A 24,490-nucleotide genomic window follows, 5' to 3' on the forward strand; every position below is an offset into this window, starting at 1 on the left:
GCATGCAAACCGGTCCCGGCGCGCCGCGCTGCGTTGTCGCCCGCTGTCACCCGATAACGCACGCGCATGCATCCGCCACGCTTCAATCGTAAGCGGAATGGCGGCGGCAGCCCGATGCTCCGGTCCATCTGACTGATCGAGTCGTTCACTCTTTCTCGGGAGATCACCATGAATGCGGAAACTACCGGCAACGTGCGCGCCTTCGTGCAGACCGCGGAGCAAGCGGGCGCGTTTGTCTGGGTCATCTCGGTCGTTGATTTCGACGCGCAAATGCTCAAGCGTGCATTCGTATCGGAAGAAACGTTCGGCACCGCGGCGGCGGCAAGGGATGCCGGCGAGGCGCGCCTGACCGGCATGAGGCAGGATCACTGACGGATCGCGCGGTGCGCACGGACGGATGAGGCTTTCGCGCACCCGCACACCACGGTTGGACCATCGGCAAAGGGCCAGAAGAGGAGAACGACCATGCCCAATGCACCAGCGACACCGGGGATGCCTCCCGGCGTATCGGTCGATGCGGGCAGCTATCGCGTCGTCCGCCCCGCAAGCGTGAGCGACGTCATCGATCTGCTGCAGGCCAACAATATCCAGATCGTCGACCTGAAGTTCACCGACCTGCCCGGGCTCTGGCAGCACTTCTCGATCACGCTTCCCGAAGTTCACGAAGGCCTGTTCGACGCCGGCATCGGTTTCGACGGTTCGTCGATCCGCGGCTTCCAGGAGATTCACGAGTCGGACATGCTGTTGCGGCCGGACCTCGCCACCGCGTTCATCGATCCGGTCTGCAGCACGCCGACGCTGTCGATGATCTGCGACGTCGTCGATCCCGTGCTGCGGCAAGCGTATTCGCGCGATCCGCGCTACATCGCGAAGAAGGCCGAGGCTTACCTGAAGCAGACCGGCATCGCGACGACCTGCTATTTCGGGCCCGAACTCGAGTTCTTCATTTTCGATTCGATCCGCTTCGGACAGGATCAGCACAGCGGCTACTACTACGTCGAATCGGCCGAGGGCGACTGGACCACGGGCCGTGACGAGGGCGCATACGGCGGCGGCAATCTCGGCTTCAAGGCGCGATACAAGGAAGGCTATTTTCCGGTGCCGCCGCAGGACACGCTGCAGGAAATACGCTCCGAGATCGCGCTGACGCTGCAACAGGCGGGCGTGCAGGTCGAGGTGCACCACCACGAAGTGGCGACGGCCGGACAGAACGAGATCGACATGCGCTTCGCGACGCTGACGCGGATGGCCGACAACGTGATGATCTACAAGTACATCTGCAAGAACGTCGCACGCAAGCACGGCAAGGTCGCGACCTTCATGCCGAAGCCGCTGTTCGCCGACAATGCGAGCGGCATGCACTGTCACCAGAGCCTGTGGGACGACGAACGCAATCTCTTTTACGACGCGAGCGGCTGGGCGCTGACGTCGGACCTGTGCCGCTGGTACATCGGCGGCCTGTTGCGGCACGCGCCCGCGCTGATGGCGTTCTGCGCACCGACGACGAATTCGTACAAGCGGCTGGTGCCCGGCTACGAGGCGCCGGTGAATCTGGCGATGTCACAGCGCAACCGGTCCGCCGCGGCGCGCATCCCGATGTATTCGGATGCGCCGAGCGCGCGGCGCGTCGAGTTTCGCTGTCCCGACCCGTCCGCCAATGCGTATCTCGCGTTTGCGGCGATGCTGATGGCCGGTCTCGACGGCATCGAAAACCGGATCGATCCCGGCGATCCGCTCGACCGGAACATCTACGACCTGCCGCCGGAAGAGGCGCGCAACATCCGGCAGGTGCCGGGTTCGCTCGACGCCGCGCTGCAGGCGCTCGAAGACGACAACGCCTTCCTGCGCAAAGGCGACGTGTTCAGCGACGACGTGATCCGGACATGGATCGACTACAAGCGCACGCGGGAAGTCGATGCGGTCAGGCTGCGCCCGCATCCGTGGGAGTTCTATCTTTACTTCGATATCTGAAGGAGCGGCGGGCCGGACCGTCGGGGCGACGGATGCCTCGATGGCTGGCGGCCGCATCACCATGAGGTCGAACATGGGGCACACGAAACTGACGGCTCATCTGCCGACGGTCGATGTCGAGATCACGCGGCACGAACTTCCGGACAAGAGCGCGGAAGCGATGACGATCCACATCACGGCGACGCCGTCGTTCGACGCTGCCGCGCAATGGCTGTTGCAGTCGGGGGTGTTTCCGATCGTCACGCCGCTTTCGATGTGGGTCGATGTGATGCAAGCCTGGCAGCGTGCGTGGTATCCGGTCTGGCAGCCGTGGCTGCCGGCCGGTTTTCCTCCAGAACTGTCACATTCGAAACCGAAGTAGCGCATCTCCGAAAACATCAGGATGGTCCGGACGATACGGCAGAAGTCGACTCGCGACGGAATCGGCACGGGCTCGTCACGGCGAGCCCCGTGCCGACGGACGCCGCCCGCGCCCGTTACTTGATCGTCGCCTCCGCAACAGCATCTATCGGCTCCAGCACCATCGCCGGCATGGCATTGATCAGCTTGTCGATCGACTGTGAAAAGTCGTCGAGCGTCGGCGACACCTGGGGCGGCCAGTTCCGCGTGTTGACGACGAACGCCCAATCGTAGCCGTTGCTGCGCGAAACCGCTTCGGTCGATGCGCCGTACGTGCTGCCGGTGCGGCCCAGCCACCAGTTTCCGCCGTCCGCCGGACGCGGCCCGTTGCCCCAGACGAGATGCGTGTGGACGAACTGCGTGAGCGCCGTCGCCGACGCCGCAGTGCCGGCGCAGGCCGCGGCGACGTCCTTGATCTGCCCGTCACCGCCGTAGACCGTCGGCACCAGCAGCGGCGACGTCACATCGAGCGCACTGAGGCCAAGACCCTCGTCCTCGGCAATGACCTGGTTCGCGGGCCATTGCGCGACGGTCGTCGACGAGATGGCGACGTCCGCGATGCCGGCGGGCGACAGCAAGGTCTCCTTTACGTAGTCGAAATAAGGCATTCCCGTGACTTTCTCGACGACGGCACTGGCGAGAAGATAGCCATAGTTCGAGTACTTGGTGTTCGTGCCCGGCGTGAAGTCGAGCATACGCGCATACATGTAGCGCGCGACGTCGAGCTTGCCCACCGGATGATTGAACCCATCGGCGAGCGCGATCGTGCGCATCGAGTACGTCGGATCGAATCCGGAGCCGGTGCTGGTGTCGTCGTAGCCGCCCATGTGATCGAGGAGCTGCTGGATCGTGATCGTGTCGCTGCGGGGATCGGCCGGATGCGAGAAGCCGAGCAGCGGATAGACGGTCGTGGCCGGCTGCAGTTTCTTCGCGTCGTAGAGCGCCTGCACCGCGGCCTCGAGGAACATCTTGCTGCAGCTCGCGAGCAGGAACCGGTCGTGTGGCTGCGTGATGCGATAGCCATGCTCCGCCCACGTATACGCACGCGCGAGCTTCACGACGCCGTCTTTCGACAGCGTGAACTGCGCGGCCCGAACGGCGTTCGCCTGCATGAAGGTCTGCATCAGATGATCGAAGCCGGCCAGTGCCGGCACGGCGTTTCCGGTGACCGTCCATTCGCGCGCGAGCGGGATGTCGCGCTGCGCGAAAATCGCCGCGTAGCGCGTCTGGTCGCCGGATCCGCCACCCTGCACGCAGATCGGATAGAAGCCCTTGGCGTTCAGCGTGTCGAACTCGGTCTGGTATTCGGCGGACGTCATCCCGTGACGCGCGATATAGGCGCCGACGACGTCGTCCTTGAAGAGGGAGCAGTAGATCTGATCGCTCGACAGCGTCACGTAGGCGGCGCGCCAGCCGTTGAGCGTGTATCCCGGCAACTGCGTTTCGGTGTTGAACGTGGTCTGATAGCCGGAGGCCGTATCCGACGGATGGACGTGCCACTTCACGTGGCCGGGATTGGCATGCCAGATCGCCGCGAACCGGCGATCGCTCGCGGTGCCGTAGATCGCCATCGAGCGCAGACACAGATTCTGCGCGTGCGCGGTGGCGTTCAGGTTCTGGAACGTGCCCGCTTGCGTTTCGGTGCCGGACATCACGCCGTGCCGTGCGAGCCACGGGCCGGCGATACCCTGCTCGAAGACCGCCGCGAACACCGCATCGTTCGCCGGCCCGGTCGCAGTAACGATCACGGGTACGAATCCTTTGGCGGTCCACGTGTCGAAAAACGATTGATAGCCGGACGCGTCCACGCCATGGACCGCGACCCACGCGGCGCCCGCCCGCAGCACCCAGACCGCCGCATAGCGCGGATCATGCGGATCACCGTACACGCTCAACGAGATGATCCGGTAACCCTTCGCGAAGAGCTGGTCGAAGTGCGTCTGATGCTGCGCACCGGTGACGCCGTGATAAGCCTCGAACATGGTGGTCTCCTTGACAAGATTGCATGCCGAAAATGCACGCTCGACAGGAGAGCGTGCGCTCCCCCCGGTTGCTGCGTCACGCTTGCTCCGTCAAACGGGCCCGCGATGACGGTCACGCGCGATCGGGAACGTGCTCGACCGCGCGTCTCAACCAGGGAATGCTGTCGAGTGCGGCGGCATCCCGTACATCGACGAGCTGCTTCGAACCCGTGCGTTCGAACCGATAGCGTTTCCCGGTCACGGTACCGATGATGCTCAAGCTGCTCGACCCGACGTATTCGACGAGTGCCGGCTTCGCCGGTGCGGCGGCAGGGTTCGTGTTCGGTTCGGTCGGGAAGTGCGCTGCGCGACGCATCGCGCCTTTTTCGGGCGGCGCGCCGTAAAGCTGCCGTCTCTTTCCGCCACAGCACGTCATGGGCGTTTCCCCTTGTCATCGATGTTGTCGTCCGTCTCGTCATCGCGCGGTGCCAGCCGCTCCGCCAGAATCGCGCCGCCAGACAACGCCGGCCACAGCAGCACGCGCTCGCCCCACGTGTCGCCGATGCCGATCGCGAACGGCAGGGCAATCCAGATGCTCAGGCAGTAGAAGCAATCCAGCGCCCGCCCCCAGACACTGTCGCCGAGCCGGCGCCGCAGATGGAATACCGCGTCGGCCGGGCCATCCTCGGCAGCAAGCAGGTGGGTGACTCGCCAGACGGCGAGTACACCCAGCATCAACCAGTAGAGGCGCACGGAAATCCGCCTGCACGACCGTCTTCGGAATCGGACAACGGCGCTAAATGATCATGACGCTGTACTCGCTCAGGTTCGCATGGCCACACAGGCTGTAGTCGCAACTGACGATCGTGCGCTTGTGTGCGCGCAATTCGAGCTGATAGCAACACGGCTCGGGGAATGCATCCTTCGCCTTGACCAGCAGCCGCAGCGCGCCACCCCGCCAGACCGGCGAAACGGCGCCTTGGCCGAGCGCGCTGATTGCGGGGCTGGCGGCACCGTAGTTGGGGCCGACCTGCGCTGCCGGCGGTACGGCCCCGCCGAGCAACGGCGACAGGGTCCCGCCGAGACTCAGCAAATCGTTCGACTGGTTGACGCCGTACGTCGCATCGAGCGTGTAGTACGCGAGGTGGCCGTCCGGATCATAGGCCCAGAAGTCGATTTGCAGCCAGTCGGTGTCCTGGATGGCCGCACTCTTGCAGGCGATGACCGGCGACTGCGTGCCGTCGTCGTGCAGGATCGTGACCGACTGGAATCCGGTGTCCGGTTCCACCGTGCAGATATGCACCGTTCCGGTGCCGCAGGGATTGCCGTGCGAATCGTTCGGGCCGCCGCCGACAAAGCGATTGTCGATCGTGAGCGCGATGTCGCTGTCGCCGTGCTGGCCGCAGTTCTGCAGCGTGTGCCCGTTGACCAGATTGCCGGCCACGAGATTCCATCCCTTGACGCGCAAGCGATAGGTTCCGTCGGAAAAATTGTTCTCCGTCAGCCAGTTCATCAACTGGTCGCGGCTGAAGCCGACCCAGATCCGCTGCGTTCCCCAATTGGCGGGCGGGTTGTTGACCTCGTAGTGATCGAGCGTTTCGAATACGTTCTGGCCGTTGATGACCTGAGGCGCGAAATTCACGTTGGTGAAGGTGAACGGCCCGAGGTCGATATAGGTGCGCGTGAAGGCGCCCGCCGCCGCAGGCGGCATGTCGTTCCATGTCGCGCCGTTGTCGGCCGACCATTCGAACGCGTAGTAGTCCACGCCGGTCATGCATTCGGCGGTACCGTACAGGCTGACGGCTCCGCCATACGGGCGATCGCCGTAGATCGACACCAGCCCCGGGTTCGCATATCCGAGCGGCGATGGGGGCGCACCGGTGTTGCCGCCAATGTTGTCCGCGAGATCGCTGCATGCCTGGGTCAGCACGACGCAGTTCCCGTCGGAGCAATCGTGGTGTGGCGGAATGCAGCACGCTTCGTCATTGGCGACCAGCGTGACGTTGAGCGGACTGGCAATGTTGAAGCGGGCATTCCAGCATGTCTCGTCGACAATGACGTGGCTCTGGTCGCCGCAGCGCTGCGTGACGCGGAAGATGATGTCCGGCTCGCAGTCCCACCACGGATGCCATGGGCACCACGGCCACAGGCAGAAGCGTTCGAGCTCGGGAATGACCGGAAGGCGCGCCTTCAGGCGGGCTTGCAGATGATCGAGCTGGGTGAGGTCAAAGCGTGCGGCCGTCCGGGGCAACGACGCCGACGCAAGCGATGCGTGTGATGCGCCCGGCGCAGACTGCCCGGCGGCGGCCCGTCCGACCGTCGCCGCGAGTGGCGGATCCCCTGGCAGAAGCTGGTGAAAGATGGACAGGTCCGGCGCCGGATCGGGCAGCGGAATGTGCGGAATCGACGGATCGGCCTGCAGCGCCGGCAGAATGATCTTTGCGAGCGACGGCTCCAGATGCCATGCGCGCCGCGCCCACCACCACCATGGCCACCAGCCGCAGCACCATCGGAAACTGATCTCGAACGCGCCATTCGCGTCGGTGACGGCACAGCCGACCTGTTCCTTGCTGCACCACCACCACCAGACGTCGACGTCGAACGCACAGACACTGGCGCCGGGTACGGGGCTGCCGTCTGCGCACACGACCTTGCCGCGGATCACGAATTCACGGCACCACACCAGCCACCAGTACCAGTAATACGGCCCGATGACGATCGGCGGATAGACGAGTTCGCGCTTGCCTCCCCAAAGACGCGCCGGAATGTCGACGTGGATTGTTTGAAGGCCGGCAAGGTCCTCATCGGACGCGCTCTCCGGCCCCAGGATGACGCGCAATGACTGTGGCTTCCTGTCGAGCATGAACGTCGCGCTGCCTTTGCCGTCGGCATTGAGCGTGACGAGTTGTGATGGCACGTTGCCGCCCTGGACGAGCACCCTGACGGGCCGGTCGGGCTTGAAGTTTTCGATCCTGGACGCGTCGAGCGGTATTTCCAGTCTGAAGCTGTCCTGAATTTCTGACATGGCTTCCTCACTCATATGTGTTTGCACGGCGCGCAAGGAGACCCCTCCATGCCGCGAAGCGCAGGGAACGAATGCTAAGTGCCTCAGGAAAAACAGAATGACCGCTCTGGGATGTGGCCCCTCGTTTTTAATGTTGTTTTAACAAAGCTATTAATGGAAAAGTACCGCCGGACGATATCTGTTTTTATTTTTAAATGTTGGAAGAATGTCGTCTTTCATTAGGCTAGTGGGTGCACGAGGGGAATGCTCTAAGTACTTTCCCGGTACGGCTTCGGGTTGTTGGTGGCATTGCGGTTGCTTGAATTTCATGTTTGAGAAATCATTATTAAATTGCTAAAAAAATATGTACGTTAATGGATTGAAATGTGACTTTAATATGTCAATTGTCATTTTAAAAATGTGATTGAATTCAATTTTATTTGTGCGGCATGGTGGTGCATGACCGGGATGTCTTGATTGCGATTGCCAGACAGAAACCGGGTTGTGGAGATCCAGCCCGACATTGCTGGTCGACTCGCTTTGTTGAGGCCAGCGGAACGCTTATCCGCGCCGTACCCCGGTTTTCACGCGTCACCGACGAAGAGGCAAGTTGCCTTGCGCTCCCGTCGGTCGGACCGCCCGAACTTGTTCTGCAACGACTGACGAATAGCGCGCCCGTGATACGGGGTGGCAGCATTCAGAAGCGGTGTGCGGCAATCGGTGGGTGCGGCGCGATGAAGCCTCGAACCTATAATCCTATTGCCGGCCAAGAACGCGTTGGGCCGTGGGGCAACGCATGACGGCCGGTACAGGAGCAGGGGAGGCGGGTATGCGCTTCGATGCATTTTCCTTTGGTTCCATCCGCATAGACGGTGTGACTTACCAGCATGATGTCGTGATCGACCGCGGACAGGTTCGCAAACGCAAGAAGAAACCATCCAAGGCGTTCCGCGAAGCGTTCGGACATACACCCCTGTCGACGGCCGAGGCCATTCCATGGAATTGCCGGTGCCTCGTGATCGGCACGGGCACCGGAGCGTTGCCGGTGATGGATCAGGTGAAGCAAGAGGCAGAGCGCCGGAAGGTCGAACTGGTTATCGTGCCGACGGAGGAAGCCATTGCGAGGCTGAAGGAGCATGCTCGCGGAACCAACGCGATTCTGCACGTCACGTGCTAGGTGCTGCCTGCGGTACGGCCTTTTGCGCGGCGGACGACCCGCTCGGCGAGCCCGACGCTTCTCCCGGTGCTCGAGTGGGCACGGATGCCGCCGGATAAGATGCATTCCGGACAAGCGCCAAAGTCTCTCTTGATCACTGCGCCAGCGAGGCAAACATCGTGGCAGACACATGGCAATTTCAGCTCAGGATCGCGGTCTCGGAGAACCTCGCCGCGGCGTTGCGTGGTGACACGGCGTGCAGCTCGCACGGGCCGCTTCGTGATGTCCTGCGCGCTCACAACGCGTCCTTGAAGTGCCAGTTCGACGCTTTCGCCGACTATGTTAGCGAAGCAGAACGATTCGGCCCGGAAAAATTCCCGCTGTACGAATGGACAAGGGAGACGATCGCGAATCCGGAGAAGAAGGCCAAATATCTGCGTTCCTTCACGGTCTATGTCGGCGGCGATGAGGTCTACGCAAGGCAGACTGCCGATCCGCTGGAATCGGCGCTGTTGGCGCTGGTCGGCAACGACGGAATAGAGCGCGTGACAAAGTTCGACTCCAATCCGGTGAACAATCCGCAGCCGCCTGCACGCGATCGATAGCGGCGCTGTCGCGTTGCCGGTAGCGAGGAAAGGCAGCACGCGCAATCTCTGTTCGGAAGGCCATCGACGGACTTCCGACCACTTCGGTGAATTCACGCGACCCTAGTCGAACCAGTGCCGATTCGACTCGTCGCTCACGACTGCGCCGCGTTTTTGGGCCGCCCAGTTTCACTTCGACATCGTGCCATCGAGATAAGAAAAGTTATCAATACATCACGATTTATGAGCACCTCAAAGAGCGCACTCGTTCTCTCCGTCGGGCGCACGCACCGACAGATGACCGCTTTCGGGCGGGGCGACCGGAGTTTGTCGACCTCAAGCAGCCATTTGACCCTTTGACCGCATGGCGTCTGCTTGGCAAGTTGAACCACCGTCGTGCCCGCATCAACTTGAACCAACCGGCGTCCACGATTCCCGCGGCGGTTCATGGGCGCCAGATCCCGGCCGGCTTCTCTTCATCGACGCCCCCGCCATCGACGGCACGCCGATGCCGAACTTCGAGCAGAACGCCGTGGTGCCATGCAACGCGCAGGGTTTTTGCACCTTGCGTTGGCACTCATATCTGCCATTCTGAATCGGATAAGGGACGCACTTCTGACGCGAGTGACGCTAAAGCCAAGCGAGTGACGCTTTCGGTCCCTGAGTGCCGAAGTCGAACTGTCAGCAAGGAGGTCGTATGGAACTGAACATTCAATCACACCATTGGGAACGGCGCAGTCCCGACTGGATCGCCGCCGCCGTGGCCGGTCTTGCGGGTGGCGCCCTGGTGATCGTGCTCGAATTCTTCTGGTCGACCATGGTGCTATATGAAAGCCCGTGGCAACCGGTCCACAAGATCGCGGCGATGGTGATGGGCCGGAGTGCGCTCGAACAGATGTCGCAATTCAGCTTCGGCATCGTGGCGACGGCGCTGCTACTGCACTACGCGCTCGGCGCCATCATGGGGATGATGCTCGCAGCGATCATTGCGCCGTTCCACTTCGATTCGAGTGTGGGCATGGCGGCAATCGTCGGGGTGGTTTTCGGGATCGTCGCGTACGTGTGGAACTTCTATGTGATGACGGCCGTGTTCCCATGGTTCGTCTCGGAGCGAGGTTCCGGCCCCTTGTTGGCAAACCTGCTGTTCGGTGCGGTCACGGCCACCGCTTACGCGATGCTGGAACGGCGCAAGCGGAACGCGGCGCAGTGACGCGCGGTTTTTTCCCGCTGCACCGATAGGGTCTGTTCACGTGCGCACGTCGCACACGTGAACAGACCCTGAACACCCGGCGCACGCGGGTGATGGCCGCCTCGGCAACCGACGCCGAAGGCGGCCGTTTTGCATTGCATCGCAGCAAGTGAAGCCTCCATGCGCGCGATCCGTATATGGGGCGCGCTTCCCCTTTGCGCTGCCTTGCACGGCGCAAAGGAGAGGACTACCTTTGTTTTAGAGCCGCTTACAACACTCGGCGACGCGGTCGTGGCGAGACTTGCCGGCGCAGACAGTACAGAAGTACGACAAGGCGGCGGCACGACGATGCCGGTAGCATTTTGTCAGCGGCTCCAGCGCGTGACACGCAGCGAGGTTGGCTATGGCGCTTGCGATTGCCCTGTTCCTGATCATCGTATTGGCGGTGGGGTTTCACTTTGCCAGTCCCTGGTGGGTCACGCCGATCGCGTCGAACTGGGTGCGCATGGACGACATGCTGACGATCACGCTCGTCATCACCGGTGCGCTCTTCGTCGGGATCAACCTGTTCATCGTGGTCGCGCTGGTGCGCTACCGCCACCGCAGCGGGCATCGTGCTGTTTACGAGCCGCACAACAAGCGGCTGGAATGGTGGCTGATCGGCCTGACGTCCGTCGGCGTGGCAGCGTTGCTGGCACCGGGGCTCTTCGTCTATGCGGACTACATACGGCCGCCGCGCAACGTGCTGCAGATGGAAGTGCTCGGCCAGCAATGGCAATGGCGTTTCCGCTTTGCGGGCCCCGGTGGCAAGCTGGGCACGACGGACGTGCGCTACATCAGCAACGACAACCCCTTCGGCCTGAACCCCGGCGACCCCAACGGCCGTGACAACTACCTGATCGAGACGCCCGAGGTGCACCTGCCGCTCAACCGGCCGATCCAGGTCCTGGCACGGTCGCGCGACGTGCTGCACGACTTCTATGTCCCGCCGTTCCGTGCGCGCATGAACATGGTGCCCGGCATGGTGACCACCTTCTGGTTCACGCCGACCAAGGCAGGGCGTTACGACATCCTGTGCGCGCAGCTTTGCGGTATCGGGCACTCCAACATGCGCGGCGTGGTGGTGGTGGAAGACGAGGCATCGTTCTCGCGCTGGCTGGCGCAGCAGAGCACGTTCGCGCAGCGGCAGCAGGCCAGGGTGCAGGCCGCGGCCACCGCTGCCGGCGGCAGCGCGCAGGCGCTTGCCGACCAGGGCAAGACGCTCGCGGCGGCGAAGGGCTGCGTCGCGTGCCATACCGTGGACGGCAGTCCGCGCGTGGGCCCGACCTGGAAGGGCCTGTACGGCAAGACCGAAACGATGGCCGACGGCAGCACCGCGAAGGTGGACGAAGCCTATCTGCGCGCCTTCATCCGCGACCCGAAGGCCCGCGTCGTGAAGGGCTTTTCACCCATCATGCCGACCTTCGACCTGAGCGACCAGGAGCTGACCGCGCTGGTGACCTACATCGAATCGCTGGGCGGCCCGGCCGCCAGCAGCGCAACGAATCCCTAGCGGAGCAGATGCAATGCCTTACGCGCACACCGACCACGTCCCGCAAAGCTTCTGGACACGCTATGTCTGGAGCCAGGACCACAAGGTCATCGCCGTGCAGTATTCGCTGACGGCCATCGCCATCGGCCTGGTCGGCATGGTGTTGTCGGACCTGATGCGGCTGCAGCTCGGCTTTCCGGGCAAGTTCAGCTTCATCGACGCCAACCACTACTACCAGTTCGTCACCATGCACGGGATGATCATGGTGATCTACCTGCTGACGGCGCTGTTCCTGGGCGGATTCGGCAACTACCTGATCCCGCTGATGCTGGGCGCGCGCGACATGGTGTTCCCGTTCCTCAACATGCTGAGCTACTGGGTCTACCTGCTGGCCGTGCTGGTGCTGACGGCGAGCTTCTTCGTGCCGGGCGGGCCGACCGGCGCGGGCTGGACGCTGTATCCGCCGCAGGCCATCCTGCCGGGCACGCCGGGCGTGGAATGGGGCATCGTGTTGATGCTGGTATCGCTGGCGATCTTCATCGTCGCGGCAACGATGGGCGGCCTGAATTACGTCACCACCACGCTGCAGGCACGCACCCGCGGCATGACGCTCATGCGCATGCCGCTCACGGTGTGGGGCATCTTCATGGCGACCATCCTGGCGCTGCTGGCGTTTCCGGCGCTGTTCGTGTCGGCGGTGATGATGCTGCTCGACAGGACGCTCGGCACCAGCTTCTTCATGCCGGCCGTGGTGTCGATGGGGCAGACGCTCAAGCATGCCGGCGGCAGCCCGCTGCTGTTCCAGCACCTGTTCTGGTTCTTCGGGCATCCTGAGGTCTACATCGTCGCGCTGCCGGCCTTCGGCATCGTGTCGGACCTCATCAGCACGCACGCGCGCAAGAACATCTTCGGCTACAAGATGATGGTGTGGGCCATCATCATCATCGGTGTGCTGAGCTTCGTGGTCTGGGCGCACCACATGTTCATCGCCGGCATGAATCCGTACTTCGGCTTCTTCTTTGCCACCACCACGCTCATCATCGCCGTCCCGACCGCCCTCAAGGTCTACAACTGGGTACTGACGCTGTGGCGCGGCGATATCCACCTGACCGTGCCGATGCTGTTTGCCATCGGCTTCATCAGCACCTTCGTGCTGGGCGGGCTGACCGGGCTCTACCTCGGCAACGTGAGCGTGGACATTCCGCTGTCGAACACGTACTTCGTGGTTGCGCACTTCCATATGGTGATGGCCGTGTCGCCGATCCTGGTGGTGTTTGGCGGCATCTACCACTGGTATCCGAAGGTGACGGGCCGCATGCTCAACGACACGCTCGGGCGCGCGCACTTCTGGATCACCTTCGTCGGCACCTATGCGATCTACTTCCCGATGCACTATCTCGGCATCCTGGGCATGCCGCGGCGGTATTACGCATATGAGGGCTACAGCTTCATTCCCCATTCGGCGCAGACGCTCAACACGTTCATCACCGTCGTTGCGCTGATCGTTGCGGCGGCGCAGTTGCTGTTCCTGTACAACCTCGCGTGGAGCCTGGTGCGCGGCGAGCGTGCCGACAGCAACCCGTGGCGTGCCACCACGCTGGAATGGCAGACGCCGCAAACGCCGCCCGTGCACGGCAACTGGGGCGCCGCGCCGCCCGTCGTCTACCGCTGGGCGTACGAATACAGCCCGCCGGGGCATGAGGAAGACTTCATCCCGCAAAACCAGCCGCCCGAGACGGCGCCTGAACCGGCCCACCCGACGCTTCAACCCGGCGAGGCACGCGAATGACCACACTGCCACGCCCGTTCGGTCCTGGCGCGCCACCTGTGTTGCCGAACGCGAGCCGCATCGGCCTGATCGTCTTCATGGCGGTGGCAACGACGTTGTTTTCGCTGCTGCTGCTCGCCTATGCAATGCGCATGCGCGAACCCGACTGGCAGCCGATCCCGCATCCGGCGCTGCTGTGGTGGAACACCGGCGCGCTGGTGCTGGCAAGCATGGCGATGCAGCGCGCCCGGCAGATGACCTTGCACCGCGCGGCGTGGCTGGTGTCCGGCGGCGTGCTGGCGGCCGTGTTCGTGATCGGGCAGCTGACCGCCTGGCGCATGCTGTCGGCAGCCGGGCAGACCGTCGCCGTCAATCCTTCCAACAGCTTCCTCTACCTGCTCACCGGCATGCACGGGTTGCATGTGCTGGGCGGGTTGGTGGCCTGGGCCGTGACGATCGCGCTTCTGCAGCGCGCGGACCCCTTCCGGGCCCAGCGCGCAATCGCGCTGTGCGCGATCTACTGGCATTTCCTGCTGGCTGTCTGGCTCGTGCTGCTCGCGGCGATGTGGTGGATCACCCCAGCGATCGTCGCCGCCATCTGCGGGCCGCTGTATGGAGCCGCGCCATGACCACGCCCACGCTCCCCACCGAATCCGCGGCCACCACGCCCACCGACGCCGGGCCGGACGGCTGGCGCGGCATCGTCACGGACTGGTCGGCCGACCGCCAGGCCTTCAAGGTGCCGTGGGGCAAGGCGATGATGTGGATCTTCCTGCTGTCGGACACCTTCATCTTCAGCAGCTTCCTGATCGGCTACATGACGGTGCGCATCTCGACCACGGCGCCGTGGCCGGACCCTTCGAAGGTGTTCGGGCTCACCGTGGGCGGCGTGGATGTGCCCTTGCTGCTGATCGCCATCATGACGTTCACGCTGATCACCAGCAGCGGCACCATGGCGATGGCCGTCAACTTCGGCTACCGGCGCAACGCAACGCGTGCCGCCGCACTGTTGCTCGCGACCGCGCTGCTGGGCGCGACCTTCGTGTCGATGCAGGCCTTCGAATGGACCAAGCTGATCGTCCATGAAGGTATCCGTCCGTGGGGCAACCCGATAGGCGCGGCGCAGTTTGGCGCGTGCTTCTTCATGATCACCGGGTTCCACGGCTTTCACGTGACCTGCGGCGTGATCTATCTGCTGCTGATCGCACGCAAGATCCTGCAGCCGGGGTTCACCGAGCACGGCAACTTCCAGATCGTCGAGATTGCCGGCTTGTACTGGCACTTCGTCGACCTGGTGTGGGTGTTCATCTTTGCGCTGTTCTATTTGTGGTGAGGCCGACCATGGATCACACCGATCCCGCCCATCAACCCGACGCCGCGCACGGCCAGCAGCATCCGATCGGCCTCTACCTGAAGATCTGGGGGCTGCTGTTCGTACTGAGCACGATGTCGTACATGGTGGATTACTTCCGCGTGCAGGGCCTGCTGCGCTGGACGCTGATCGTCGTGCTCATGATCGCCAAGGCCGGGCTGATCGTATCGATCTTCATGCACATGATGTGGGAGCGGCTGGCGCTCGTGTACGCGATCCTGATACCGCCGCTGTGCCTGCTGGTGCTGCTGGTGCTGATGGCTGCCGAAGCGCATCACACCTTCGGCATGCGGGAACTGTTCTTCCACTGACCCGTCAGGACCGCGTGCCGACCGACCCGACCATGTATCGCTTCTCTATGAGATGCTGCAGGTCTGCGGCACGCCCCTCAAGGCGCTGGTTCACGACACCGCAATTCCGTGCGGGCCTGTGTCAAACTGGCGGCCATGCACGCATCCCCGAAGCCGCTCCCTCACACTGATCCTGCTCCTGCCGGCTTCCCCGGCGCCGACGAACTGGCTGCACTGCGCGCGTGGTACGCCGGCGTGGCCATCCGTCAGGCGGTGGCGCGCTATCTGCCCGATCGCCTCGGCGACGGACGGTCGGCCCGCGGCGTCATCGGCGCGATTCGCCGCCGTCTCGTACAGATTGCGCGGCAAGTCGGCCGCCGCGATGTCGCGGATGTCCTGACGCATCCCGACGGTGAGCGTTTGCGGGAGGCGAAAGCGGTCGGCGAAGCGATCGAGGCGCTGCGTCACGCCCGCATACCGACACCGCAGATCAGCGACGACATCGGCGACTGGCTGCCCGCGCGCGCCGTCGCCACGCTGCGTGCGCACGGGATCGCGACGCTCGCCGATCTCACCGTGCGGATTCCGCGCCGGCGCCAGTGGTGGAAGGCAATCACCGGCCTCGGCCCGGCCAGCGCGCGACGCATCGAGGCGTTCTTCGCCGCGCATCCCGCGCTGACGGAACGGGCGAGGGCGCTCGTCGCCGTGTCGCAGCGCAGCGGCATCGTGCCGTGGGAACAACTGCGGCTGCCGCACGAGGTCGACGGCTCGGCCGGCACGTTCCGCGCGCCGCGCGCGACCAGCACGCTCGATGCGGACAACGACTACGCGGCTGTCCAGGCATGGCTGTCGCTGCACGAGTCGGCGTCCACCCAGCGCGCTTATCGGAAGGAAGCCGAGCGGCTGATCCTGTGGGCGATCGTCGAGCGCGGCCGCGCGCTGTCGTCGCTGACCACCGAGGATGCGGTCGCGTACCGCGCGTTCCTGCGCCGCCCGAGCCCGCACGAACGCTGGGTCGGGCCCGTCCGGCCGCGCCACGCGCCCGACTGGCGTCCGTTCTCGGGGGCCTTGTCCGCGCGGTCGGCCGCCTACACGCTGACCGTGCTCGGCGCGTTGTACCGCTGGCTGATCGAGCAGCGCTATCTGCTCGCGAATCCGTTCGCGGGCGTCAAGGTGCGCGACACGCGCGGCGCGAACGTCCTCGATACGTCGCATGCGTTTACCGAAGGCGAATGGCTGCTCGTCAGGACCATCGCCGACGGGCTCGAACTATCGTACGGCTGGGAGCCAGGCGCCGCGCAGCGCCTGCGCTTCATTCTGGATTTCGGCTATTCGACGGGCCTGCGCGCGAGCGAACTGGTCGGCGCGACGCTCGGCGACATCGAAACCGACGTACAGGGCGATGTATGGATCAAGGTGATCGGCAAGGGTCGCAAGGCGGCCCGCGTCGCGCTGCCGCCGCTGGCCCGGTCGGCGCTCGACCGTCATCTGGTCGCGCGCCGGTTGCCGGTCACGCCGAGCCGCTGGCGCCCGGAGACGCCGCTGATCCCGAGCCTTGCCGAGGACGGTGCCGCCGCGATCACCAGCGTGCGGCTGTGGAAGGTCATGCAGCGCTTCTTCGCGCAGACGGCCGACATTGTCGAGCCGGACAACCCGGCACTCGCGGCGAAACTGCGGCTGGCGAGCCCGCACTGGATGCGCCACACGCACGCGACCCACGCGCTCGCGCGCGGCGCCGAACTGACCACCGTGCGCGACAATCTGCGTCACGCGTCGATCTCGACGACGTCGATCTATCTGCACGGCGACGACGTGAAGCGGGCGCGGCAGATCGCCGGGGCGTTCGGGAACAAGTAGGCGGCCGACATCCGGCCCCTTCATCGAGGCAGACGCGGCGGTTCAGCTCTTTCGGGACGTTTTGGCGACGAATGGTGCAGGCTTGTGTTCCACCTTGTCGCTCCCGCACTTCGGACATTTCAGCTGGACGGTCGCATGCTCCGCGACGTGTTCCGCATGTTCGAACGTTTCGCCGCATTCCTGGCAACGGTACTGATAGGTCGGCATGTTCATCCTCCGGCGCGAAGGAATTCGATAGGTGCGCTGCGCGCCTGTCGCCACAGCAATGCGCGCAGCAACATGAATTCTAGCGTGGCGACCTCAAAGACGCACCCGCTGCGGATGTCCCCACGGGTACGCAATACGCAGGCAGCAACCGTCACCGTCAAATCGGTGACGCGGCCCGCCCCACGGGTCGATAATGTCATTCGAGCCATCGCCCATCGATTGCTCGATTGGTATGAAAGATTCGTGTTACCCCGGCCGTTACTGGCACGTTCTGGACGACGGGCGCATCGAGTGCGACCTGTGCCCGCGCAATTGCCGCCTGCACGAAGGGCAGCGCGGCGCCTGCTTCGTGCGCCAGCGAAGCGGCGACCAGATGATCCTGACCACCTATGGCCGCTCGTCGGGGTTCTGCGTCGACCCGATCGAGAAGAAGCCGCTCAACCATTTCTATCCCGGCACGAGCGTGCTTTCCTTCGGAACCGCAGGGTGCAATCTGGCCTGCAAGTTCTGCCAGAACTGGGACATCAGCAAGTCGCGCGACATGGATACGCTCGCCGACGCCGCCACGCCGGACGCCATCGCCGCGGCGGCGGAGCGATGCGGCTGCAAGAGCGTGGCGTTCACCTACAACGATCCCGTGATCTTTGCCGAATATGCGATGGATGTCGCGGACAGCTGCCACGCGCGCGGCATCAAGACCGTGGCCGTGACGGCCGGCTACATGGGCGCGCAGGCGCGGCGAGATTTCTACGCGACGATGGACGCGGCCAATGTCGACCTGAAGGCATTCACCGAGGATTTCTACGTCAGGGTCACGGGCGGCCATCTCGCGCCCGTGCTGGAGACGCTTCAGTATCTGCGGCACGACACCGGTGTCTGGCTGGAAATCACGACACTGCTGATACCGGGCAAGAACGACGGCAATGACGAAATTCGCGCCGAAGCGCAGTGGATCGTGAAGGCGCTCGGTGAGGACGTGCCGCTGCACTTTACGGCCTTCCATCCCGACTACAGGATGACCGACATCGCGCCCACGCCGCCCGCGACGCTCAGCCGCGCACGCGAGATCGCGCTGTCGGAGGGATTGCGGTATGTCTATACGGGAAACGTTCACGATGTCGAGGGCGACACCACGTTCTGCCCCCGTTGCGGCGCGGCCCTCATCGTGCGCGACTGGCACCGGATCGACGATTACCGGCTGACGGCCGACGGTGCGTGTCCCGCGTGCCGCATGCCGGTGGCGGGGCGGTTCGAAAAATTCGGTTTGCCGTTCGGCCGACGGCGGATCCCGATCCGCGTCGCGATGTGATCCCGCGCGTCGGCGCTCGACCATGCGCGGATAAGGGTGTCGTTGTCGCTCGATACGATGGACTCGTCCCTACAGACGCTGCTCGAAGCAATCGACGCGGACAAGCTGAAGCTCGACGCTGCGCGTCCGCTCCCGCCGCCGGCGCTGGCTGCGTTGCGCGACAGGCTGGTTCGCGAATGGGCGTCCCGTCCGCATGCGATTGCGGATAACACGCCGGCGCCGCGCGAGACCCGCGTCGTGCTCGAAAGCATGCCGCTCGGCGGCAAGTCGCTGCGCGAGCACTGCGAGGCGACGCACCACCGCGAAGCGATACGCTATGTCGACGAGATCGTCGCCACGCGCGAGGCGCTGTCGGTGTGGCAGATCCGGAACATCCACAATCTCGTGCTGAAAGTGGAGGCCGGTCAGGAGGCGTGCCGTTATCGCGATCGGAACGTGTCGATTTCGGGCGCCGGCACGACACCGCCGGACTTCCTCGATCTGCCGGCAGAACTGGCCGCGCTCGTCGACTGGTATGCGAGTGCAGCGTCCATGCATCCGGTCGTGCGTGCGGCCGAGCTTCACACGCGATTCGTGAAGATCCACCCGTATGTGGACGGAAACGGCAGGACCGGCCGGCTGCTGCTGAATGTCGAGCTGCTGAAGTCCGGCTATCCGCCTGCCTTGATGCGGATGGAAGATCGCCATGCCTACTGCGACGCGCTGGACCAGGCGTGCGTGGGCGGCGACTACTCGGGCATTGCGCGGCTGGTCGCGGAGTCGGTCCGGCGCTCCCTCGACATTTACGCCGATGTGCTCGGATTGCGCGTCGAGCGCCGGCAGCCGAAGCGCGCACGATAGTCGCGCGGCGCGATGCCGACTTGCTTCGCGAACGCGCGTTGCAGCGCATCGACACTGCCGAAGCCGGCGCGCTCGGCGACCCTGTCGAGCGGCCAATCCGAGCGCTCGAGCAGGGATTTCGCGCGCTCGATGCGCGCCGCCTGAACGAATTGGGCGGGCGCGTGACCGGTCTCCTTGCGAAACGCGCGGGCCAGTGTCCGCTCGCTCATGCGCACGCGTGCGGCGAGCGCGGCGACGCTCAGGTCGCCCGTCGGATCGTCGACGATTTCCGCGAGCAGCGTGCGCATGCGCGGCGTGGCGTCGGCGTGCATGTCGAGCCCGACACTGAACTGCGACTGTCCGCCCGGACGGCGCATGAACAGCACCAGTTCGCGCGCGACCGCAAGCGCGGTCGCGGCGCCGCAATCGGCCTCGACGAGCGCGAGGCACAGGTCGATGCCGGCCGTTACGCCGGCGGACGTGTAGAACGGCGGATCGTCGACGAAGATCGCGTCCGGCTCGACCTTCACCGCGGGACGCAGCGACTGCAGCAGCGCGCACGCGTTCCAGTGCGTCGTCGCGCGGCGGCCGTCGAGCCATCCGCCGGCCGCGAGCACGAACGCGCCCGTGCAGATGCTCGCGATCCGGCGCGTGTGCGCGGTGCGTTCGTGCAGCCACGGCAACACGCCTGCATCCGATGCGGCCTCGCGCAGCGCCTGCTCGCTGCCGCCCGTGACGATGATCGTGTCGAGATCGGCAGGCAGCGCGGCGAGTGCGATGGGGCCGGCGAGGCGCAGGCCGGCGTGCGTGACGATGTCGTCGCCGAGCCGCGACGCGAGGATCGTCCGATACGGAATCGCGTGCTCGGGAAGATATCGGTTCGCGACGGCGAACACCTCCATCGGCCCGGTGATGTCGAGCGACTGGACGCCGTCGAAGCCGATGACGGCGATGTCGCGCGCGGAGGGTGTCGAGGGCGGCATGGCGAGAAGTGCGGCGGTTTTGTCCTTGTGGCGGCGAACATGATCCATGTAATTTTCCGGACGTGCAATCGACGAATACGGATGGATGATGCAAGGGAACGTGTGGCGAATTCTGATCGGGGCGGTGGTGGCGCTGTCCGCGTGGTGCGCGGGCGCCGCGTGGCCTGCCGCCGGCATGGCTGCGCCGGCTGGCGACCCGTCGCAGCACGTGGCGCGGCCGCTGTCCATCGCGGCGCCGAAGGACGGGCGTCCGCGTCCGCTGGTCGCGATCGTGGCCGACAACGCCGGCACCGAGACGACGGACCTGATCGTGCCGTTCGCGATTCTGAAGACGTCCGGCGCAGCGGATGTCGTGACGGTGTCGAGCGGGACGGGGCTCGTCGAGTTGATGCCCGCGCTGCGCATGCGGGCGGATACGACGTTCGAACGTTTCGACGCGGCGACGCCTGCCGGCGCCGATGTCGTGATCGTGCCGGCGCTCCATCGCGCGGACCAGCCGGTCGTGCTCGCGTGGCTGCGTAAGCAGGCGGCCGCCGGGGCGGTGACGGTGGCGATCTGCGACGGCGCGGAGGTGCTCGCGAACGCGGGCCTGCTGGCGAATCGCATGGCCACGTCGCACTGGTACTCGCGGAACGCGCTCCGCCGCCGTTTTCCCGATACTGTCTGGATCGGCGATCGCCGCTACGTCGAGGACGGCGACGTGATGACGACGAGCGGCGTGTCGGCGTCGATCCCCGCGTCCCTCACGCTGGTCGAACGGCTCGCCGGCCCGGAGGTGGCGCGCGTGACCGCCGCGCGGCTCGGCATCGCGACGTGGAGCGACGTCCACGACAGCAGTGCGTTCCGGCTGAGCGCGCGCGTCGTCGCGACGGCACTCGGCAATCGCGTCGCATTCTGGCGCCACGAGACGTTCGATCTGCCGCTCGACGACGGCTTCGACGAACTGCCCGTCGCGCTCGCGGCCGATGCATGGGCGCGTACGTCGCTTGCCGAGGTCGTCGCGACCCATGCGTCGGGCGAAGTCGTCTCCCGTCACGGGCTGCGTCTCGTGACGCAGAAGGCGGACGGCCCGCACCACGCCCGTCTGCCAATTCATGACGCTTGCGACGGATGCGCGACGCCGTCCGCCGTGTTGTCGGATATCGCGTCGCGTTATGGCGATGCGACAGCGGATTTTGTCGCGCTGCAGCTTGAATATGCGCGAACGCGACCCGGAGCTGATCGCGCATCACGATGAACGATCGGTGTCGTCACGGACGGTTCGCAATGCGCATCTTCAACGTATGAACCGAGCGGGAACCATGGCATCCATCTCGTGCTGAACGTGGCAGCCGGCCAGGAGGCGTGCGGATATCGCGACCAGAACGTGTCGATCTCCGGCGCCAGCAATTCGATGAATGAAACGATTGTCTCATTTGTGCTCTGTCTGATGATCCGGAATGAAACTATCTCGATCGAACCCGCTCCCGGTTCGTTGATATGAGATCAGCGGCTGCCATACAGTCTTGACCGTGCTTCGGCGCGGGACTGATCGGCGGCGCTTCCTGCGTTCGATCCGATTTGCCGTCTGCCCCGACGCACGACCCGGCGACGGCTCGACCGTCGCTCGACCTATACGAACGATGGAGACTCCGATGAAACGATTGACGAAACTTGCCCGTTCCCTTGCCTTCGCGTCGCTGGCCGTTACCACGGCACCTGCCTTTGCGACGACGATCGGCGTCACGATGTATTCGTTCGACGACACGTTCGCGACGCTGTTGCGCAACAGCATGAAGCACTACGGCGAATCGAAGCAGGGCGTGAACCTGCAGTTCGAGGACGCGCAGAAGGACGTCGGGCGCCAGATTTCGCAGGTGCAGAACTTCATTGCACAGAAGGCCGATGCGATCGTGGTGAGTCTCGTGGATACGGACGTCAGTCCGAAGATTACGAAGATGGTGACGGCGGCCGGCATCCCGCTCGTCTACCTGAACCTGATGCCGTCTGAACGCACGCTGCCGCCGAAGGTCGCGTTCGTCGGGTCGAAGGAGTCGGAGGCCGGGACGCTGGAGATGCAGGAGGTCTGCCGTTTGCTCGGCGGCAATGGCAACGTCGCGATCCTGACCGGCGACCTGGCGCATCAGGCGACGCGCGAACGGACGCAAAGCGCGGAAGCGGTCACGTCGACGCCCGCATGCAAGGGCATCAAGGTCGTGGACAAGCAGAGTGCCAAATGGTCGCGGACGGCGGCACAGGACCTGACCTCGAACTGGCTGAGCAGCGGGCTGAAATTCAACGCCGTCATCGCGAACAACGACGAGATGGCGCTCGGCGCCATTCAGGCATTGAAGGCGGCCAGACGGCTGAACGGCACCGTCGTTGCCGGGATCGACGCGACGAGCGATGCGTTGACCGCGATGAAGGCGGGCGATTTGAAAGCAACGGTATTCCAGGATGCGGCCGGCCAGGGGCGGGGCGCGATCGACGCCGCGCTGAAGCTCACGCATGGCGAGAAGGTGCCTTCGGTCACCTACCTGCCGTTCGTGCTGGTGACACCGGCGAACCTGAAAACGTTCGTGGGACGCAATTGATCGTCGCCGCGCATGCCGATCTGCGCGCCCGGTCTCCGGGCGCGTGTCACGCCCCCTGAGATTGCGTTTCGTCTGTTCCGATACTCGACGCATTCGCTTGCGTCGCAGCGCAATGCACACATTTCCGCGCGTCGGTCGCATCAATGCGACCGACGCGCCGTCGCCAGGTGACTGGCTCACACATGAGTCCATGTGTGCCATCCAATGACTTCCTTTTCGCCATCACGGTCGGCCGGGGTCGTCGATCCGTCGCCGGATCGCCGCGATCGTTTGTCGTCGGTACGCGAAACGTCCGGTGCGCGAAATGAATCGAACAGGTCATTGCGAGCCTCAATAGATGATTCAAAATGATATTTTTTGAAATCAAAAGAGAGAAATCGGATGGAGTAATTTGATGTGCCGCCCTACAGTTTCTTCACCCGGCAACAACGCACCTCGCGATTCGAGGGCAATAAACGAAGAGTGGAGACTATGGACGACTTGCAATTCGGCACGCGCAACAAGCGGGGCGATTGGGCGCCTTCGCAACCTCTGGGCCTCGCGCCGTTCTGGGAGCGGCCGCTGAGCGTCCGCAAGGTCCTCGGCTGGATCGTTGGCCACGTCTGGCCATGGAACTTCTTCATCATGGCGACGACACTGCTCTGGTGGCATTTCGTCGTGCCCGACCTGTCCGCGATGAAGACGATCGGCTGGGCATGGGTCCTGAAGCTGCTCGCGGCGAACGGGATCGGCATCTTCCTGTTCTTCGGCTTTTTCGAGTTCCGCTACTATCGGCAGCGCGTGCAGGAACGCCGGTTCAAGTACAACCACAAGTTTCCGGCCGAGCAGCCGTCCGACGTGTTCTGGTTTCGCAGCCAGAACCTCGACAACTTCATCCGCAGTTGCTTCGTGTCGGTGCCGATCGGCACCGCGATCGAAGCGGGGCTGCTCTGGGCATTCGCGAACGGCTTGACGCCGATGGTCGAGTGGCACGACCGGCCGCTGTACCTGTTGATGCTGACGCTGCTTGCGCCGGTCGTGCACGAAGTGCATTTCTATTTCGTCCATCGCGCGATTCACTGGGGCCCGCTCTACAAGTGGGTGCATTCGGTGCATCACAACTCGGTCAATCCATCGCCGTGGTCGTCGCTGTCGATGCATCCGGTGGAGTCCGCCGTGTATTTCGGCGTCGCGCTCTGGGTCCTGGCCGTGCCGTCGCATCCGTTCCTTGCTGTCTATTTCTTCCATCTGGCGGGCTTTGGCGCGGTGGTTGGCCATATCGGTTTCGACCGCCTCGAGATCGGCGAGCAGTCCGCCCGGAAGAGTCACGCGTACGCCCACTACCTGCATCACAAGTACTTCGAAGTGAACTATTGCGACAACGGCACCTTTCCGCTCGACAAGTGGTTCGGCTCCTGGCACGACGGCTCGCCCGACGGCGACCGGCTCATGCAGGCGCGCTTCAGCCGGAAGAAGGCGCGTGTGAACGCCGGTTGAGCGCCGGAAACCATTCATTCAACGAATACGCCGGTGCGCGG

23 protein-coding genes are annotated in these 24,490 nt (G+C 64.3%); 17 read left to right on the forward strand and 6 right to left on the reverse strand.

The window, feature by feature from the left end; all coding sequences use genetic code 11:
- Positions 1-168 precede the first annotated feature (168 nt).
- The 3 genes from ACV229_RS21440 (at position 169) to ACV229_RS21450 (ending at position 2,332) form a co-directional block, all read left to right on the forward strand.
- Positions 169-372 (forward strand): hypothetical protein, encoded by a 204-nt coding sequence (locus ACV229_RS21440; RefSeq protein WP_448077652.1) that lies wholly within the window; start codon positions 169-171, stop codon positions 370-372.
- Between the two features lie 93 nt (positions 373-465).
- Complete coding sequence (gene glnA / locus ACV229_RS21445) at positions 466-1,971, forward strand: type I glutamate--ammonia ligase (RefSeq protein WP_448085102.1); 1,506 nt, start codon at positions 466-468, stop codon at positions 1,969-1,971.
- Between the two features lie 73 nt (positions 1,972-2,044).
- Positions 2,045-2,332 (forward strand): hypothetical protein, encoded by a 288-nt coding sequence (locus tag ACV229_RS21450; protein WP_448085103.1) that lies wholly within the window; start codon positions 2,045-2,047, stop codon positions 2,330-2,332.
- A gap of 115 nt (positions 2,333-2,447) precedes the next feature.
- Here the strand turns inward: ACV229_RS21450 and ACV229_RS21455 are convergent, their stop codons facing one another.
- The 4 genes from ACV229_RS21455 to ACV229_RS21470 all read right to left on the reverse strand — a co-directional run bounded on the left by ACV229_RS21455 (position 2,448) and on the right by ACV229_RS21470 (position 7,356).
- Entirely contained in the window at positions 2,448-4,352 is a 1,905-nt protein-coding gene (locus tag ACV229_RS21455; RefSeq protein WP_448085104.1) for a serine hydrolase, read from the reverse strand.
- Between the two features lie 112 nt (positions 4,353-4,464).
- Complete coding sequence (locus ACV229_RS21460; protein ID WP_448085105.1) at positions 4,465-4,707, reverse strand: hypothetical protein; 243 nt, start codon at positions 4,705-4,707, stop codon at positions 4,465-4,467.
- 56 nt (positions 4,708-4,763) lie between these two features.
- The gene (locus ACV229_RS21465; protein ID WP_448085106.1) at positions 4,764-5,084 is read right to left on the reverse strand and encodes a hypothetical protein; all 321 of its coding nucleotides are present in this window, start codon (positions 5,082-5,084) and stop codon (positions 4,764-4,766) included.
- Between the two features lie 43 nt (positions 5,085-5,127).
- Positions 5,128-7,356, reverse strand: a complete 2,229-nt coding sequence (locus ACV229_RS21470; protein WP_448085107.1) for a carboxypeptidase-like regulatory domain-containing protein — start codon at positions 7,354-7,356, stop codon at positions 5,128-5,130.
- Between the two features lie 808 nt (positions 7,357-8,164).
- Here ACV229_RS21470 and ACV229_RS21475 point away from each other — a divergent pair.
- The 9 genes from ACV229_RS21475 to ACV229_RS21515 all read left to right on the forward strand — a co-directional run bounded on the left by ACV229_RS21475 (position 8,165) and on the right by ACV229_RS21515 (position 17,082).
- Positions 8,165-8,512 carry an MTH938/NDUFAF3 family protein gene (locus ACV229_RS21475; RefSeq protein ID WP_448085108.1) on the forward strand — a complete coding sequence of 116 codons (348 nt, stop codon included), beginning with the start codon at positions 8,165-8,167 and terminating at the stop codon, positions 8,510-8,512.
- 158 nt (positions 8,513-8,670) lie between these two features.
- Complete coding sequence (locus ACV229_RS21480; RefSeq protein ID WP_448085109.1) at positions 8,671-9,096, forward strand: hypothetical protein; 426 nt, start codon at positions 8,671-8,673, stop codon at positions 9,094-9,096.
- A gap of 676 nt (positions 9,097-9,772) precedes the next feature.
- Complete coding sequence (locus ACV229_RS21485) at positions 9,773-10,285, forward strand: hypothetical protein (RefSeq protein ID WP_448085110.1); 513 nt, start codon at positions 9,773-9,775, stop codon at positions 10,283-10,285.
- 382 nt (positions 10,286-10,667) lie between these two features.
- Complete coding sequence (locus tag ACV229_RS21490; protein ID WP_448085111.1) at positions 10,668-11,816, forward strand: cytochrome c oxidase subunit II; 1,149 nt, start codon at positions 10,668-10,670, stop codon at positions 11,814-11,816.
- Between the two features lie 13 nt (positions 11,817-11,829).
- Positions 11,830-13,584: a cytochrome c oxidase subunit I gene (gene ctaD / locus ACV229_RS21495; protein WP_448085112.1), complete on the forward strand. Its 1,755-nt coding sequence runs from the start codon at positions 11,830-11,832 to the stop codon at positions 13,582-13,584.
- Positions 13,581-14,192: a cytochrome c oxidase subunit 3 gene (locus ACV229_RS21500; RefSeq protein ID WP_448085113.1), complete on the forward strand. Its 612-nt coding sequence runs from the start codon at positions 13,581-13,583 to the stop codon at positions 14,190-14,192. The genes ctaD and ACV229_RS21500 overlap by 4 nt, the downstream gene beginning before the upstream one ends.
- Positions 14,189-14,896, forward strand: coding sequence for a heme-copper oxidase subunit III family protein (locus ACV229_RS21505; protein WP_448085114.1), 708 nt, complete (start codon positions 14,189-14,191; stop codon positions 14,894-14,896). Before ACV229_RS21500 ends, ACV229_RS21505 begins: the two co-directional genes overlap by 4 nt.
- 8 nt (positions 14,897-14,904) lie before the next feature.
- Entirely contained in the window at positions 14,905-15,246 is a 342-nt protein-coding gene (locus tag ACV229_RS21510) for a cytochrome C oxidase subunit IV family protein (protein ID WP_448085115.1), read from the forward strand.
- 135 nt (positions 15,247-15,381) lie between these two features.
- Positions 15,382-17,082 (forward strand): phage integrase family protein, encoded by a 1,701-nt coding sequence (locus tag ACV229_RS21515; protein WP_448085116.1) that lies wholly within the window; start codon positions 15,382-15,384, stop codon positions 17,080-17,082.
- A 42-nt stretch (positions 17,083-17,124) separates the two neighbouring features.
- Here ACV229_RS21515 and ACV229_RS21520 read toward each other — a convergent pair whose 3' ends face one another.
- Positions 17,125-17,289, reverse strand: coding sequence for an FmdB family zinc ribbon protein (locus tag ACV229_RS21520; protein WP_448080706.1), 165 nt, complete (start codon positions 17,287-17,289; stop codon positions 17,125-17,127).
- A 232-nt stretch (positions 17,290-17,521) separates the two neighbouring features.
- Here ACV229_RS21520 and amrS point away from each other — a divergent pair, with 232 nt between their 5' ends.
- Positions 17,522-18,598: an AmmeMemoRadiSam system radical SAM enzyme gene (gene amrS / locus ACV229_RS21525; RefSeq protein WP_448085117.1), complete on the forward strand. Its 1,077-nt coding sequence runs from the start codon at positions 17,522-17,524 to the stop codon at positions 18,596-18,598.
- A gap of 57 nt (positions 18,599-18,655) precedes the next feature.
- Positions 18,656-19,438, forward strand: coding sequence for a Fic family protein (locus ACV229_RS21530; protein WP_448085118.1), 783 nt, complete (start codon positions 18,656-18,658; stop codon positions 19,436-19,438).
- Here ACV229_RS21530 and ACV229_RS21535 read toward each other — a convergent pair.
- The gene (locus ACV229_RS21535) at positions 19,381-20,400 is read right to left on the reverse strand and encodes a GlxA family transcriptional regulator (protein WP_448085140.1); all 1,020 of its coding nucleotides are present in this window, start codon (positions 20,398-20,400) and stop codon (positions 19,381-19,383) included. The two genes, ACV229_RS21530 and ACV229_RS21535, sit on opposite strands and share 58 nt — an antisense overlap.
- Before the next feature lie 85 nt (positions 20,401-20,485).
- Here ACV229_RS21535 and ACV229_RS21540 point away from each other — a divergent pair, with 85 nt between their 5' ends.
- The 3 genes from ACV229_RS21540 to ACV229_RS21550 all read left to right on the forward strand — a co-directional run bounded on the left by ACV229_RS21540 (position 20,486) and on the right by ACV229_RS21550 (position 24,449).
- The gene (locus ACV229_RS21540; RefSeq protein ID WP_448085119.1) at positions 20,486-21,637 is read left to right on the forward strand and encodes a DJ-1/PfpI family protein; all 1,152 of its coding nucleotides are present in this window, start codon (positions 20,486-20,488) and stop codon (positions 21,635-21,637) included.
- Between the two features lie 397 nt (positions 21,638-22,034).
- Positions 22,035-22,973 (forward strand): sugar ABC transporter substrate-binding protein, encoded by a 939-nt coding sequence (locus ACV229_RS21545; protein WP_448085120.1) that lies wholly within the window; start codon positions 22,035-22,037, stop codon positions 22,971-22,973.
- A gap of 471 nt (positions 22,974-23,444) precedes the next feature.
- Positions 23,445-24,449, forward strand: a complete 1,005-nt coding sequence (locus ACV229_RS21550) for a sterol desaturase family protein (RefSeq protein ID WP_448085121.1) — start codon at positions 23,445-23,447, stop codon at positions 24,447-24,449.
- Positions 24,450-24,490: the final 41 nt, after the last annotated feature.

Source organism: Burkholderia sp. MR1-5-21 (assembly GCF_053427715.1).

Bases quoted from the DNA above. Each gene is read 5' to 3' on its own strand.
- ACV229_RS21540 (WP_448085119.1), top strand. From the start codon at position 20,486: ATGATGCAAGGGAACGTGTGGCGAATTCTGATCGGGGCGGTGGTGGCG.
- ACV229_RS21490 (WP_448085111.1), top strand. From the start codon at position 10,668: ATGGCGCTTGCGATTGCCCTGTTCCTGATCATCGTATTGGCGGTGGGG.
- ACV229_RS21545 (WP_448085120.1), top strand. From the start codon at position 22,035: ATGAAACGATTGACGAAACTTGCCCGTTCCCTTGCCTTCGCGTCGCTG.
- ACV229_RS21440 (WP_448077652.1), top strand. From the start codon at position 169: ATGAATGCGGAAACTACCGGCAACGTGCGCGCCTTCGTGCAGACCGCG.
- ACV229_RS21485 (WP_448085110.1), top strand. From the start codon at position 9,773: ATGGAACTGAACATTCAATCACACCATTGGGAACGGCGCAGTCCCGAC.
- ACV229_RS21455 (WP_448085104.1), bottom strand. From the start codon at position 4,352: ATGTTCGAGGCTTATCACGGCGTCACCGGTGCGCAGCATCAGACGCAC.
- ACV229_RS21530 (WP_448085118.1), top strand. From the start codon at position 18,656: ATGGACTCGTCCCTACAGACGCTGCTCGAAGCAATCGACGCGGACAAG.
- ACV229_RS21510 (WP_448085115.1), top strand. From the start codon at position 14,905: ATGGATCACACCGATCCCGCCCATCAACCCGACGCCGCGCACGGCCAG.
- ACV229_RS21520 (WP_448080706.1), bottom strand. From the start codon at position 17,289: ATGCCGACCTATCAGTACCGTTGCCAGGAATGCGGCGAAACGTTCGAA.
- ACV229_RS21535 (WP_448085140.1), bottom strand. From the start codon at position 20,400: ATGCCGCCCTCGACACCCTCCGCGCGCGACATCGCCGTCATCGGCTTC.
- glnA (WP_448085102.1), top strand. From the start codon at position 466: ATGCCCAATGCACCAGCGACACCGGGGATGCCTCCCGGCGTATCGGTC.
- ACV229_RS21460 (WP_448085105.1), bottom strand. From the start codon at position 4,707: ATGCGTCGCGCAGCGCACTTCCCGACCGAACCGAACACGAACCCTGCC.
- ACV229_RS21505 (WP_448085114.1), top strand. From the start codon at position 14,189: ATGACCACGCCCACGCTCCCCACCGAATCCGCGGCCACCACGCCCACC.
- ACV229_RS21470 (WP_448085107.1), bottom strand. From the start codon at position 7,356: ATGTCAGAAATTCAGGACAGCTTCAGACTGGAAATACCGCTCGACGCG.
- ACV229_RS21500 (WP_448085113.1), top strand. From the start codon at position 13,581: ATGACCACACTGCCACGCCCGTTCGGTCCTGGCGCGCCACCTGTGTTG.
- ACV229_RS21450 (WP_448085103.1), top strand. From the start codon at position 2,045: ATGGGGCACACGAAACTGACGGCTCATCTGCCGACGGTCGATGTCGAG.
- amrS (WP_448085117.1), top strand. From the start codon at position 17,522: ATGAAAGATTCGTGTTACCCCGGCCGTTACTGGCACGTTCTGGACGAC.
- ACV229_RS21475 (WP_448085108.1), top strand. From the start codon at position 8,165: ATGCGCTTCGATGCATTTTCCTTTGGTTCCATCCGCATAGACGGTGTG.
- ACV229_RS21550 (WP_448085121.1), top strand. From the start codon at position 23,445: ATGGACGACTTGCAATTCGGCACGCGCAACAAGCGGGGCGATTGGGCG.
- ctaD (WP_448085112.1), top strand. From the start codon at position 11,830: ATGCCTTACGCGCACACCGACCACGTCCCGCAAAGCTTCTGGACACGC.
- ACV229_RS21515 (WP_448085116.1), top strand. From the start codon at position 15,382: ATGCACGCATCCCCGAAGCCGCTCCCTCACACTGATCCTGCTCCTGCC.